This window comes from Streptomyces sp. KR55, from assembly GCF_052245645.1.
GTDB classification, from domain to species: Bacteria; Actinomycetota; Actinomycetes; order Streptomycetales; family Streptomycetaceae; genus Streptomyces; species Streptomyces flavusporus.
The window spans coordinates 1-12952 of the sequence record NZ_JBQQCE010000271.1; the positions used below are offsets into that span (position 1 = coordinate 1).

Here is a 12952-nt window from a genome sequence, read left to right on the forward strand (position 1 = left end):
CACCGGACGAGCGACGGGGGCAGGAGAGATGACCGAGCACGAGAAGCAGCCCACAGCCGAGCGAGATCAGGCACCCAGGGAAACGCACAAGGAAACCGGCGAGGACCGCACCCGGCAGGATGATGCGCCTCGGGAAAACGGAGCACAGGTGGGTACGGGCGTCGAAGGCAACGGGGTCCCCGAGACGGCCATCCCCGAGCTGGTGATCATCTCCGGCATGTCCGGAGCCGGACGCTCGACGGCCGCGAAGTGTCTGGAGGACCTCGGCTGGTTCGTCGTCGACAACCTCCCGCCCGCCCTGATCCCCACCATGGTGGAGCTCGGCGCCCGCTCCCAGGGCAACGTGGCGCGGATCGCGGTCGTCGTCGACGTCCGCGGCCGCCGCTTCTTCGACAACCTCCGCGAGTCCCTCGCCGACCTCGACAGCAGAGGCGTCACCCGGCGGATCGTCTTCCTGGAGTCCTCCGACGAGGCCCTGGTGCGCCGCTTCGAGTCCGTGCGCCGCCCGCACCCCCTCCAGGGCGACGGCCGCATCGTCGACGGCATCGCCGCCGAGCGTCAGCTGCTGCGCGAGCTGCGCGGCGACGCCGACCTGGTGATCGACACCTCCAGCCTGAACGTGCACGAGCTGCGCGCCAAGATGGACGCCCAGTTCGCCGGCGAGGAGGAGCCCGAGCTGCGGGCCACCGTGATGTCGTTCGGCTACAAGTACGGCCTCCCCGTCGACGCCGACCTCGTCGTCGACTGCCGGTTCCTGCCCAACCCACACTGGGTGCCCGAGCTGCGCCCGTTCACCGGCCTGAACGACGAGGTCGCCTCGTACGTCTTCAACCAGCCCGGCGCGAAGGAGTTCCTCGACCGCTACGCCGAGCTGCTCCAGCTCATCGCGACCGGCTACCGGCGCGAGGGCAAGCGGTATGTGACCATCGCGGTCGGCTGCACGGGCGGCAAGCACCGCTCGGTCGCCATGTCGGAGAAGCTCGCCGCGCGCCTCGCGGCCGAGGGCGTGGAGACGGTGGTCGTGCACCGGGACATGGGACGCGAATGACCGGACGTACGTCGCGGCTCAGCAGGCTGCGCGGGGTCACCCCGGAAGGGCGCGGCGGCCGGCTCGCCGAGCCCCGGGGTGGCCGGGCGCGCCGCCGGGGCGCCCAGCCCAAGGTGGTCGCCCTCGGCGGTGGCATGGGCCTGTCCGCCTCGCTCGCCGCGCTGCGCCGGATCACCGGCGATCTCACCGCCGTCGTCACCGTGGCCGACGACGGCGGCTCCAGCGGCCGGCTGCGCGACGAGCTGGGCGTGCTGCCGCCCGGCGACCTGCGCAAGGCGCTGGCCGCGCTGTGCGGGGACGACGAGTGGGGCCAGACCTGGGCCCGGGTCATCCAGCACCGCTTCCAGTCCCAGGGCGAACTGCACGAACACGCGGTGGGCAACCTGCTGATCGTCGCTCTGTGGGAGCAACTCGGCGACCACGTCCAGGCGCTCGACCTGGTCGGCAAGCTGCTGGGCGCGCAAGGGCGCGTGCTGCCCATGTCCGCCGTGCCCCTGGAGCTCCAGGCCCTGGTCAAGGGGCACGACCCGGACCGGCCGGAGGAGATCGAGACGGTCTGCGGCCAGGCGACCGTGGCGCTCACCCCCGGTGAGGTGCAGTCCGTGCACCTCGTGCCGAACGACCCGCCCGCCGTACCCGAGGCCGTCGAGGCGGTCCTGGACGCGGACTGGGTGGTGCTCGGCCCCGGCTCCTGGTTCTCCTCGGTCATCCCGCACCTGCTCGTGCCCGAACTGCTGGACGCCCTCATGGAGACGAAGGCGCGCCGGGTACTCTCGCTGAACCTCGCCCCGCAGCCCGGAGAAACCGAGGGCTTCTCCCCGCAGCGTCATTTGGAGGTTTTGGGACGACACGCCCCTAAACTCGCCCTGGACGTGGTGCTGGCCGACGAGGCCGCCGTGCCCGACCGCGACTCGCTGACCGACGCCGCCCGGCGTTTCGGGGCCGCGGTCGAGCTGGCCCCGGTGGCCCGGAGGGACGGAACTCCGCGGCACGATCCGGAGCTGCTGGCTGCCGCGTACGACCGTATTTTTCGGATGCATGGAAGGATCGGCCCATGGCGATGACGGCAGCGGTGAAGGATGAGATCTCCCGGCTCCCCGTCACCCGGACCTGCTGCAGGAAGGCGGAGGTCTCCGCCATTCTGCGGTTCGCCGGCGGCCTCCACCTGGTCAGCGGGCGCATCGTGATCGAGGCGGAGCTGGACACCGCGATGGCGGCCCGCCGCCTCAAGCGGGACATCCTGGAGATCTTCGGGCACAGCTCGGAGCTGATCGTGATGGCGCCGGGCGGGCTGCGGCGCGGTTCGCGCTACGTCGTGCGCGTCGTCGCGGGCGGCGACCAGCTGGCCCGGCAGACCGGCCTCGTGGACGGCCGGGGCCGCCCGATCCGCGGTCTGCCCCCGCAGGTGGTCTCGGGGGCCACCTGTGACGCCGAGGCGGCCTGGCGGGGCGCCTTCCTGGCGCACGGTTCGCTCACCGAGCCCGGCCGCTCCTCCTCGCTCGAGGTGACCTGCCCCGGCCCCGAGGCCGCGCTCGCGCTCGTCGGCGCCGCCCGCCGGCTGTCCATCGCCGCGAAGGCCCGCGAGGTGCGCGGCGTGGACCGGGTCGTCGTCCGGGACGGCGACGCCATCGGCGCCCTCCTCACCCGCCTCGGCGCCCACGAGTCGGTGCTGGCCTGGGAGGAGCGCCGGATGCGCCGCGAGGTCCGCGCCACGGCGAACCGCCTCGCCAACTTCGACGACGCCAACCTGCGCCGCTCCGCCCGCGCGGCCGTCGCCGCCGGCGCCCGCGTCCAGCGCGCCCTGGAGATCCTCGGCGACGACGTCCCCGAGCACCTCGCCGCCGCCGGCCGGCTCCGCATGGAGCACAAGCAGGCCTCCCTGGAGGAGCTGGGCGCCCTCGCCGACCCGCCGCTGACCAAGGACGCCGTCGCGGGCCGTATCCGCCGCCTGCTGGCCATGGCCGACAAGCGGGCCGCCGACCTCGGTATCCCGGGCACGGAGGCCAACCTCACCGAGGAGCTGGCGGACAACCTCGCGGGATGACCTGACGAGCGATCAGCACGCCGGTGCCGACGCCCACTTGGGTGGTCGGCACCGGCGTGTGTGCGTGTCGGAGGCGCCCTTGACTCGATCATGAAGTGTCATGAGCCTGGCAGCTATTCGCCACTGGGGCGATCCAGTACCAGGGGGGTAAATGAGACACAGAGCGAGATCGATCCTCGCTGTCGGCGCGCTCCTGATCGGTGGAGCAAGCATCGCACCCTTCGCCCAGGCACAGGGCACCAGTTCCACGAGTCCTGACGCGGAAGAGGTCAAGGTCTACCGCGCCGAAGTCACCAAGCAGCAGATCCCCCTGCTGCTCGCAACCGGTCAGGACGGTCACGAACTCGGCGAACAGGCTCCCGACAAGGGCACCGCCACCGTCGAGGTCTACCTCACCGACAAGCAGGCCAGGAAACTCGAAAAGCAGGGCGTCGACCTCAGGGAGCACAAGCTCTCGGCGCAGGCACGCGCGCGTGTGGCCGCCGCCGGGGACGGCGTCTACCGGCCGTACAGCGGAACGGGCGGTCTCAAGGAGGAGATCCTCCGCACCGGCCAGGAGCACCCGTCACTCACCAAGGTCGTCTCCATCGGCAAGACGGTCCAGGGCCAGGACATCCTCGCCCTCAAGCTCACCAGGAACGCGAAGCGGACCAAGGACGGAGCCAAGCCCTCCACCCTGTACATGTCCACCCAGCACGCGCGCGAGTGGATCACCCCGGAGATGACCCGGCGGCTGATGCACCACTACCTGGACAACTACGCCACGGACAAGCGGATCAAGAGGATCGTCGACACGACCGAGCTGTGGTTCGTCCTCGTCGCCAACCCCGACGGCTACGACTGGACCCACGCCCCCGAGGGCGACCGCCAGTGGCGCAAGAACATGCGCGACAACAACGGCGACGGTGCCTGGACGATCGGCGACGGCGTCGACCTCAACCGCAACTTCGCCTACAAGTGGGGCTACGACGACGAGGGTTCGTCCCCGTACCCCACCAGCCAGACCTACCGCGGCCCCGGCCCGAACTCCGAACCGGAGACCAAGGCGCTCGACGCCTTCGAGCGGCGTATCGGCTTCGAGTACGGCATCAACTACCACTCCGCCGCCGAACTCCTCCTCTACGGGGTCGGCTGGCAGGTGGCCACGCCGACCCCGGACGACGTGCTCTACAAGGCCCTCGCCGGTACGCCGGAGAACTCCGCGATCCCGGGCTACCACCCGCAGCTCTCCTCCGAGCTCTACACCACCAACGGCGAGGCGGACGGTCACGCGGCCAACATCAACGGCACCGCGATGTTCACACCGGAGATGTCGACCTGTCAGACGGCCTCGAACGTCGACCCGGACGATGCCTGGAAGCCCGCGGACTGCGCGTCGATCTTCACCTTCCCGGACGACGAGAAGCTGATCCAGCAGGAGTTCGAGAAGAACATCCCGTTCGCGCTCTCCGTCGCCGAGTCCGCGGCCCGGCCGGACCGGCCGAAGTCGTCGGTCGGCATCGACGCCCCCGACTTCACACCGGCGGCCTTCACGACGTCGTACGCGCGCGGCGCCGACCAGGAGGTCTCCGTCGTCGCACGCAGGTCCGTGCGGGACAAGGAGCTCAGGTACCGCGTCAACGGCGGCCGTACGCAGGACGTGGCGCTCCGGCCGTGGCAGGGCGGTGAGACGTTCGGCGGTGAGGACAACCTCCACTTCGACGAGTACCGGGCCGAAGTCGACGACGGCGATCCCGGGGACAGGGTCGAGGTCTGGTTCACCGGTGAGACGAAGAGCGGGAAGCGCACCGAGAGCGAGCACTTCACGTACACGGTGGCCGAACGGCCGCGCGCGGACACGCTCGTCGTCGCCGAGGAGGGGGCGCCCGCGACCCAGGCACAGATGTACGTGGACGCCCTGAAGGCCAACGGCAGGAAGGCGCTCGTCTGGGACGTCGCCACCCAGGGCGCCCCGGACGCGCTGGGCGTACTGAAGCACTTCGACACCGTCGTCCACCACACCGGCGCGGTCCGGCCCGGCGTCGCCACCCAGCTCGAACTGCGCGCCCACCTCAACGAGGGCGGCAGGCTGATCGAGGCGGGCGAGACGGCCGGCGGCTCGGTCGACCTCGGCGGAGGCACCCTGTCGAACGACTTCGGCCAGTACTACCTGGGCGCCTACAGCCGTACGTCCCTGCCGGACGCCACGGCGTTCACCGGCACCGGCAGGCTGGCGGGCGTCACCGGAACCCTCGGCGACGCGCCCGGCAACCCGCTGAACGCGGCCGGATCCTTCGGCGTCACCTCGGACACCCTGCCCGTGGAGACGTTCCCGCAGTTCGAGAGCGCGGGCGCGGGCCAGTACCCGGGGACGGTCAACCCGTACGGCCCGTACGAAGGCGCCTCCATGGCGGCCGTCACGCACTCCGACTACGCCTGGAACCGTCTGACCCGGACCATCGACCTCACCTCCGTCAGCGCGGCCGACGCCCCGACCCTGCGCACCCGGCTCCTGTGGGACACCGAGCAGGGCTACGACCACGCCGTCCTGGAGGCGCACACCGCCGGGGCGGACGACTGGACCACCCTCCCGGAGAAGGGCGGCGCCACCGGCACCGCCGTGCCCACCGAGTGCGAGGCCGGTTACTTCGTCCAGGCGCATCCGGCCCTCGAGCGGTATCTGACCCTGGGCGAGGGCGGCTGCACGCCCACCGGGACGAGCGGTTCCTGGAACAGCTTCACCGGCGCCTCGGACGGCTGGCAGGAGGTCGAGTTCGATCTCTCCGCCTACGCGGGGAAGACGGTCGAGGTCTCGCTCTCCTACATCACCGACCCCGGCTCCGGCGGCCACGGCGTCCTCGCCGACAACGCCTCCGTCGTCATCGGCGGTACGGCCGGCGAGGCCGAGGGCTTCGAGACGTCGCTCGGCGCCTGGAGCACCCCGGGACCGCCCTCGGGCAGCCCCGCGGTGGTCAAGGACTGGGGGCTGTCCGGCGAACTGTTCAAGACATACGGAGCGGTCACCACGGACGACACCGTGCTGCTGGGCTTCGGCCTGGAGCACGTCACCGCGGCGGCCGACCGCAGAGCCCTGATCGGGGAGGCACTCGCAGCACTCGACGACTGAGTTTCCAAAGGTCGACGACGGTCAACGACCGCCGACTCCGCGTAGTCATTCAGGGTGATCGGCTCTCGCGGCCCGGGCGGTCCGTACCCCTACTGGCGGGTACGGACCGCAGTGCCGTGTATGGGCCATCTCGATGTCACCCCGGAGGCCTCGGGGAGGTAGGGTCGGATCCGGTCGGGGACATCCCATACAGCTCGCCGGCGTCAAGACACCGGCGTACCAACGAGGAGATCGGTTCGTGACGATCCGCGTAGGCATCAACGGCTTTGGCCGCATCGGTCGTAACTACTTCCGCGCGCTGCTGGAGCAGGGTGCAGACATCGAGATCGTGGCTGTCAACGACCTGGGTGACACCGCGACCACCGCTCACCTGCTGAAGTACGACACCATCCTGGGCCGCCTCAAGCAGGAGGTCACGCACACCGCCGACACGATCACCGTCGACGGCCACACCATCAAGGTGCTGTCCGAGCGCAACCCCGCCGACATCCCCTGGGGCGAGCTGGGCGTCGACATCGTCATCGAGTCGACCGGCATCTTCACCAAGAAGGAAGACGCCGCGAAGCACATCGCGGGCGGTGCGAAGAAGGTCCTCATCTCGGCCCCGGCCAAGGACGAGGACATCACCATCGTGATGGGCGTCAACCACGACAAGTACGACCCGGCGAACCACCACGTCATCTCCAACGCCTCCTGCACCACCAACTGTGTGGCGCCGATGGCCAAGGTCCTCGACGAGAACTTCGGCATCGTCAAGGGTCTGATGACGACCGTCCACGCGTACACGAACGACCAGCGCATCCTGGACTTCCCGCACAAGGACCTGCGCCGCGCCCGTGCCGCCGCCGAGAACATCATCCCGACCACCACCGGTGCCGCCAAGGCCACCGCCCTGGTCCTGCCGCAGCTCAAGGGCAAGCTGGACGGCATGGCCATGCGCGTCCCGGTCCCGACCGGCTCCGTCACCGACCTGGTCGTCGAGCTCGGCCGTGAGGTCACCAAGGAAGAGGTCAACGCCGCCTTCCAGAAGGCCGCCGAGGGCGAGCTGAAGGGCCTCCTCGAGTACACCGAGGACCCGATCGTCTCCTCGGACATCGTCAACGCCCCGGCGTCCTGCACCTTCGACTCCTCCCTGACCATGGTCCAGGAGGGCAAGAACGTGAAGGTCATCGGCTGGTACGACAACGAGTGGGGCTACTCCAACCGCCTCGTCGACCTCACGGTCTTCGTCGGCAACCAGCTCTGATCACCGGAGCAGGCACCTCGATGTGAGAGCAGGGCTCGGTCAGCGCACACCGCGTTGTCCGAGCCCTGCCGCACGTACTGATCGACCAGCCCTCTCAGGAGTCCCCTCATGAAGACGATCGACGAACTTCTCTCGGAAGGTGTGGACGGCAAGCGGGTCTTCGTCCGTGCCGACCTGAACGTGCCGCTGGCCGACGGTGTCATCACCGACGACGGCCGCATCCGCGCCGTACTGCCCACCGTCAAGGCCCTCGCGGACGCCGGTGCCAAGGTGGTCGTCGCCTCGCACCTCGGCCGCCCCAAGGGTGCCCCGGACCCCGCCTTCTCGCTGCTGCCCGCCGCCCGGCGCCTCGGTGAACTCCTCGGCGCCGAGGCGCAGTTCGCCACCGACACGGTCGGCGAGTCCGCGCAGGCCACCGTCGCCGGACTGGCGAACGGTCAGGTCGCGGTCATCGAGAACCTGCGCTTCAACGCCGGCGAGACGGCCAAGGACGACGCCGAGCGCGCCGCCTTCGCCGACCGGCTCGCCGCCCTCGCCGACGTGTACGTCGGTGACGGTTTCGGCGCCGTGCACCGCAAGCACGCCTCCGTGTACGACCTCCCGGCCCGGCTGCCGCACTACGCCGGCCACCTCATCGCCACCGAGGTCGGCGTCCTCAAGAAGCTCACCGAGGACGTCCAGCGGCCGTACGTCGTCGCCCTCGGCGGCGCCAAGGTCTCCGACAAGCTCGCCGTGATCGACCAGCTGCTCGGCAAGGCCGACCGCCTCCTCATCGGCGGCGGCATGGCCTACACCTTCCTCAAGGCCAAGGGCTACGAGGTCGGCATCTCCCTCCTCCAGGAGGACCAGATCCCGGCCGTCACCGAGTACATCGAGCGCGCCGAGAAGACCGGCGTCGAGCTGGTCCTGCCGGTCGACGTCCTGGTCGCCCCCGAGTTCCCGGACCTGAAGACCAAGGCCCCCGCGAACCCCACCACCGTCGCCGCGGACGCCATCCCGGCGGACCAGGAGGGTCTGGACATCGGTCCGCAGACCCGCAAGCTGTACGCCTCGAAGCTCGCCGACGCCGCCACCGTCTTCTGGAACGGTCCCATGGGCGTCTTCGAGCACCCCGACTACGCCGAGGGCACCAAGGCGGTCGCCCAGGCTCTCATCGACTCCCCGGGCTTCACCGTGGTCGGCGGCGGCGACTCCGCCGCGGCCGTGCGCACCCTGGGCTTCGACGAGAACGCATTCGGCCACATCTCGACCGGTGGCGGCGCCTCCCTCGAATACCTCGAGGGCAAGACGCTCCCCGGCCTCGCCGCACTGGAGGACTGACCCTCAATGACCACCCGTACGCCCCTGATGGCGGGCAACTGGAAGATGAACCTCAACCACCTCGAGGCCATCGCCCACGTCCAGAAGCTCGCCTTCGCCCTGGCCGACAAGGACTACGAGGCCGTCGAGGTCGCCGTCCTGCCGCCCTTCACCGACCTGCGCTCCGTGCAGACCCTGGTCGACGGCGACAAGCTGAAGATCAAGTACGGCGCCCAGGACCTCTCGGCGCACGACTCCGGCGCGTACACCGGCGAGATCTCCGGCGCGATGCTGGCCAAGCTGAAGTGCACGTACGTGGCGGTCGGCCACTCCGAGCGCCGGCAGTACCACGGCGAGACCGACGAGCTGGTGAACGCCAAGGTCAAGGCCGCCTTCAAGCACGGCCTGACCCCGATCATGTGCGTCGGCGAGGAGCTGGAGGTCCGCGACGCGGGCAACCACGTCACGCACACGCTCGCGCAGGTCGAGGGCGGTCTGAAGGACGTGGCGGCCGAGCAGGCCGAGTCCATCGTGATCGCCTACGAGCCCGTCTGGGCCATCGGCACCGGCAAGGTCTGCGGCGCCGACGACGCCCAGGAGGTCTGCGCGGCGATCCGCGGCAAGCTCGCCGAGCTGTACTCCCAGGACGTCGCCGACAAGGTCCGCATCCAGTACGGCGGCTCCGTGAAGTCCGGCAACGTCGCCGAGATCATGGCCAAGGCCGACATCGACGGCGCGCTGGTCGGCGGCGCCTCGCTGGACGCGGACGAGTTCGTCAAGATCGTCCGCTTCCGCGACCAGTGAGTCGACCAGTGAGTATGCGGTAGCGGCGATACGTCGTACCCTTGCGGGGTCCAGCAGTGCATGCTGGACCCCGTCGTCGATCCAGATCCGAGGAAGTTGGTCCAGCCGTGGTTATGGGGTTCTCGATCGCCCTGATCGTCTTCAGCCTGCTGATGATGCTGCTGGTGCTGATGCACAAGGGGAAGGGCGGCGGCCTCTCCGACATGTTCGGTGGCGGCATGCAGTCGTCCGTCGGCGGCTCCTCGGTCGCCGAGCGCAACCTTGACCGCATCACCGTCGTGGTCGGTCTGCTGTGGTTCGCGTGCATTGTCGTGCTGGGCATCCTGATGAAGATCAACAACTGACCGGCACACACATTCCGCACGTAACGCCCCATGTTGGGTACGCGCACCTGAGCGCGGCCTATCATGGGGCTTGCGTCTTTGATATGGGGTCGGTAACTCCAATCACTGGACGCGCGTTGGGCCTTACGTAGACTGAGGCGCTCGCAGCGAAGCGAAACGCCGACTCGCTTCGCGGCACCATCACGCAGGGAGTTACGACCGTGGCAAGTGGCAACGCGATCCGAGGAAGCCGGGTCGGGGCGGGGCCGATGGGCGAGGCCGAGCGCGGCGAGTCCGCGCCCCGTCTGCGCGTCTCCTTCTGGTGCTCCAACGGGCACGAAACACAGCCGAGCTTCGCCAGCGACGCACAGGTTCCCGACACCTGGGACTGCCCGCGCTGCGGGTTCCCGGCCGGACAGGACCGGGACAACCCACCGGCCCCGCCGCGCACCGAGCCGTACAAGACGCACCTGGCGTACGTACGGGAGCGGCGCAGCGACGCGGACGGCGAGGCGATCCTCGCCGAGGCGCTCGCCAAACTGCGGGGCGAGATCTAGGAATTGAGCTCCGGCCGGGCACCGAGCCGTGCCCGGCCCGACGGCTGCCCCCTGTGGTGCTGACACCTGTGGTCAAGGTGAACGTATCTGTTGTTGCACGGCACGACGACGCGACGACAGCTCACGTATTCCGCTGATCAATTAGGTTGGGACCATGAACGCAGACGGCCGTACCAGGCTCAATCAGACGCCCGAGTGGACCGCTCTGGCCAAGCACCGTGAGGAGTTCGCGGACACCCATCTGCGGGATCTGTTCGCGGCGGACCCCGGGCGCGGCTCCGGCTACACGCTGCAGGTAGGGGACCTGTACGTCGACTACTCCAAGCACCTCGTCACCGACGAGACCCTGCGGCTGCTGCGCGAGCTGGCCGCCGCGAGGGACGTCTTCGGCCTACGGGACGCCATGTTCCGCGGCGAGAAGATCAACACGACCGAGAACCGCGCCGTCCTGCACACCGCGCTGCGGGCGCCGCGCGAGGCCGTCATCGAGGTCGACGGGGAGAACGTCGTGCCGGCCGTGCACGCCGTTCTCGACAAGATGGCCGACTTCGCCGAGCGGGTCCGTTCGGGGGAGTGGACCGGGCACACCGGCCAGCGGATCCGCAATGTCGTCAATGTCGGCATCGGCGGCTCCGACCTGGGCCCGGCGATGGCGTACGAGGTGCTGCGCGCCTTCACCGACCGCGATCTGACGGTCCGCTTCGTCTCCAACGTCGACGGCGCCGACCTGCACGAGGCGACGCGCGACCTGGACCCGGCCGAGACGCTGTTCATCATCGCCTCCAAGACCTTCACCACCATCGAGACGGTCACCAACGCCACGTCCGCGCGGAAGTGGCTGCTGGACGCCCTCGGTGACGACGCCGCCGTCGCCCGGCACTTCGTGGCGCTGTCGACGAACGCCGAGAAAGTCGCGGAGTTCGGCATCGACACAGCCAACATGTTCGAGTTCTGGGACTGGGTCGGCGGCCGCTACTCGTACGACTCCGCGATCGGCCTGTCGCTGATGATCGCCATCGGGCCGGACCGCTTCCGGGAGATGCTCGACGGCTTCCACCTGGTCGACGAGCACTTCCGCACCGCCCCCGCCGAGTCCAACGTGCCGCTGCTGCTGGGCCTGCTGGGTATCTGGTACGGCAACTTCCTGGGCGCCCAGTCGCACGCCGTGCTGCCCTACAGCCACTACCTGTCCAGGTTCACCGCCTACCTCCAGCAGCTCGACATGGAGTCCAACGGCAAGTACGTCGGCCGGGACGGACGCGAGGTGGACTGGCAGACCGGACCCGTCGTCTGGGGCACGCCCGGCACGAACGGGCAGCACGCCTACTACCAGCTCATCCACCAGGGCACGAAGCTGATCCCGGCGGACTTCATCGGGTTCGCCGAGCCGGTCGCCGAGCTCAGCGACGAGCTGAAGGCCCAGCACGACCTGCTGATGGCCAACTTCTTCGCCCAGACGCAGGCACTGGCTTTCGGCAAGACGCCGGACGAAGTGCGCGCCGAGGGTGTGCCGGAGGAGCTGGTGGCGCACAAGACGTTCAAGGGTGACCACCCGACGACCACGATCCTCGCGCGTGAGCTCACGCCGTCGGTGCTCGGCCAGTTGGTCGCTCTGTACGAGCACAAGGTGTTCGTCCAGGGCGCGGTCTGGGACATCGACTCCTTCGACCAGTGGGGCGTCGAGCTCGGCAAGGTCCTCGCCAAGCGCGTCGAGCCCGCGCTCACCGAGGGCGCCGAGGTGCCCGGCCTGGACGCGTCCACCAAGGTGCTGGTCGCCAAGTACCGGGAGCTGCGGGGGCGTTGAGCCGGCGCCGGGTGGCCGCGCGGACGTTATCCGGATGCGCGGCCACCTGCCGGCGGGTGACACTGCTCCGGCTCCGTCACCTGCCGGAAGGAACCCCATGGATCAGCTCCTGGCCGCGCTCGCCGACCCGGAACGGCTGAAGCTGTACGCCCGCATCGTGCTGCAGGACCTGCCGCCGCGCGAGGAGGACGCTCCCGCCGTGCGCAAACACCTGGGACGCCTGATCTCGGCCGGGCTCGTGGAACGCCATCCCGACGGCTCCCTGACGGCCGACCCGTCGGTCTTCCGCCGTGCACGCCCCGCCGAACCGGCGGCGGCCGGCGTGCCCCGGCGTCTGACCGGGTTCTTCGCCCACGGGCGGCTGATGTCGATCCCGGTCCGTCCGGTCGTACGCCGTGAACTGCTCGAGCATCTGACGGAAACACTCTTCGCGGCCGAGCGCAGCTATACCGAGCGCGAGGTCAACGAGGCGTTCCGCACCGTCCACGACGACACGTCCGCGCTGCGCCGCTACTGCGTGGAGAACGGTCTGCTCGTGCGCGAGCGCGACGGCAGCAGCTACCGGCGCGTCACCGCGGTCTCCGGGTGACGACGCCGGGAGTCGCGCTCAGGCCACCGCGCTGAGCGTGTCCGCGAGGCGGCGCCGGGCCGCTCGGGCGGCCGGGAGGGCGGCGAGGGCGGTCGCGCCGAGTACGGCGGACGCCCCGAGGAGCAGCAGGAG

11 protein-coding genes are annotated in these 12952 nt (G+C 69.8%); all 11 read left to right on the top strand.

Translation table 11 applies throughout. The features are described 5' to 3' along the window. The first annotated feature begins 28 nt into the window (after positions 1-28). The 11 genes from rapZ (at position 29) to ACTWQJ_RS32145 (ending at position 12820) form a co-directional block, all read left to right on the top strand. Complete coding sequence (rapZ, locus tag ACTWQJ_RS32095) at positions 29-1048, top strand: RNase adapter RapZ (protein WP_443310026.1); 1020 nt, start codon at positions 29-31, stop codon at positions 1046-1048. Beyond that, entirely contained in the window at positions 1045-2112 is a 1068-nt protein-coding gene (locus tag ACTWQJ_RS32100; RefSeq protein ID WP_443310021.1) for a gluconeogenesis factor YvcK family protein, read from the top strand. The genes rapZ and ACTWQJ_RS32100 overlap by 4 nt, the downstream gene beginning before the upstream one ends. Next, the gene (gene whiA / locus ACTWQJ_RS32105; protein WP_043499846.1) at positions 2103-3092 is read left to right on the top strand and encodes a DNA-binding protein WhiA; all 990 of its coding nucleotides are present in this window, start codon (positions 2103-2105) and stop codon (positions 3090-3092) included. Before ACTWQJ_RS32100 ends, whiA begins: the two co-directional genes overlap by 10 nt. A 151-nt stretch (positions 3093-3243) precedes the next feature. Continuing rightward, positions 3244-6198 (top strand): M14 family zinc carboxypeptidase, encoded by a 2955-nt coding sequence (locus ACTWQJ_RS32110; RefSeq protein WP_443310022.1) that lies wholly within the window; start codon positions 3244-3246, stop codon positions 6196-6198. 238 nt (positions 6199-6436) lie between these two features. Beyond that, complete coding sequence (gene gap, locus ACTWQJ_RS32115; protein ID WP_224740139.1) at positions 6437-7444, top strand: type I glyceraldehyde-3-phosphate dehydrogenase; 1008 nt, start codon at positions 6437-6439, stop codon at positions 7442-7444. A gap of 108 nt (positions 7445-7552) precedes the next feature. Then, a complete protein-coding gene (locus tag ACTWQJ_RS32120; protein WP_224740140.1) occupies positions 7553-8764 on the top strand; it encodes a phosphoglycerate kinase in 1212 nt (403 codons plus the stop codon). A 6-nt stretch (positions 8765-8770) separates the two neighbouring features. Continuing rightward, the gene (gene tpiA, locus ACTWQJ_RS32125) at positions 8771-9547 is read left to right on the top strand and encodes a triose-phosphate isomerase (protein WP_443310023.1); all 777 of its coding nucleotides are present in this window, start codon (positions 8771-8773) and stop codon (positions 9545-9547) included. A gap of 113 nt (positions 9548-9660) precedes the next feature. Further along, entirely contained in the window at positions 9661-9891 is a 231-nt protein-coding gene (gene secG, locus ACTWQJ_RS32130; protein ID WP_443310024.1) for a preprotein translocase subunit SecG, read from the top strand. A gap of 200 nt (positions 9892-10091) precedes the next feature. Beyond that, positions 10092-10427 (top strand): RNA polymerase-binding protein RbpA, encoded by a 336-nt coding sequence (locus tag ACTWQJ_RS32135; RefSeq protein ID WP_129797281.1) that lies wholly within the window; start codon positions 10092-10094, stop codon positions 10425-10427. A 154-nt stretch (positions 10428-10581) separates the two neighbouring features. Then, positions 10582-12231, top strand: coding sequence for a glucose-6-phosphate isomerase (pgi, locus tag ACTWQJ_RS32140; RefSeq protein WP_443310025.1), 1650 nt, complete (start codon positions 10582-10584; stop codon positions 12229-12231). Between the two features lie 322 nt (positions 12232-12553). After that, complete coding sequence (locus ACTWQJ_RS32145; protein WP_443310027.1) at positions 12554-12820, top strand: DUF2087 domain-containing protein; 267 nt, start codon at positions 12554-12556, stop codon at positions 12818-12820. Positions 12821-12952: the final 132 nt, after the last annotated feature.

Coding starts and splice junctions, on each gene's coding strand:
- rapZ (WP_443310026.1), top strand. CDS start 29: ATGACCGAGCACGAGAAGCAGCCCACAGCCGAGCGAGATCAGGCACCC.
- ACTWQJ_RS32100 (WP_443310021.1), top strand. CDS start 1,045: ATGACCGGACGTACGTCGCGGCTCAGCAGGCTGCGCGGGGTCACCCCG.
- whiA (WP_043499846.1), top strand. CDS start 2,103: ATGGCGATGACGGCAGCGGTGAAGGATGAGATCTCCCGGCTCCCCGTC.
- ACTWQJ_RS32110 (WP_443310022.1), top strand. CDS start 3,244: ATGAGACACAGAGCGAGATCGATCCTCGCTGTCGGCGCGCTCCTGATC.
- ACTWQJ_RS32120 (WP_224740140.1), top strand. CDS start 7,553: ATGAAGACGATCGACGAACTTCTCTCGGAAGGTGTGGACGGCAAGCGG.
- tpiA (WP_443310023.1), top strand. CDS start 8,771: ATGACCACCCGTACGCCCCTGATGGCGGGCAACTGGAAGATGAACCTC.
- secG (WP_443310024.1), top strand. CDS start 9,661: ATGGGGTTCTCGATCGCCCTGATCGTCTTCAGCCTGCTGATGATGCTG.
- pgi (WP_443310025.1), top strand. CDS start 10,582: ATGAACGCAGACGGCCGTACCAGGCTCAATCAGACGCCCGAGTGGACC.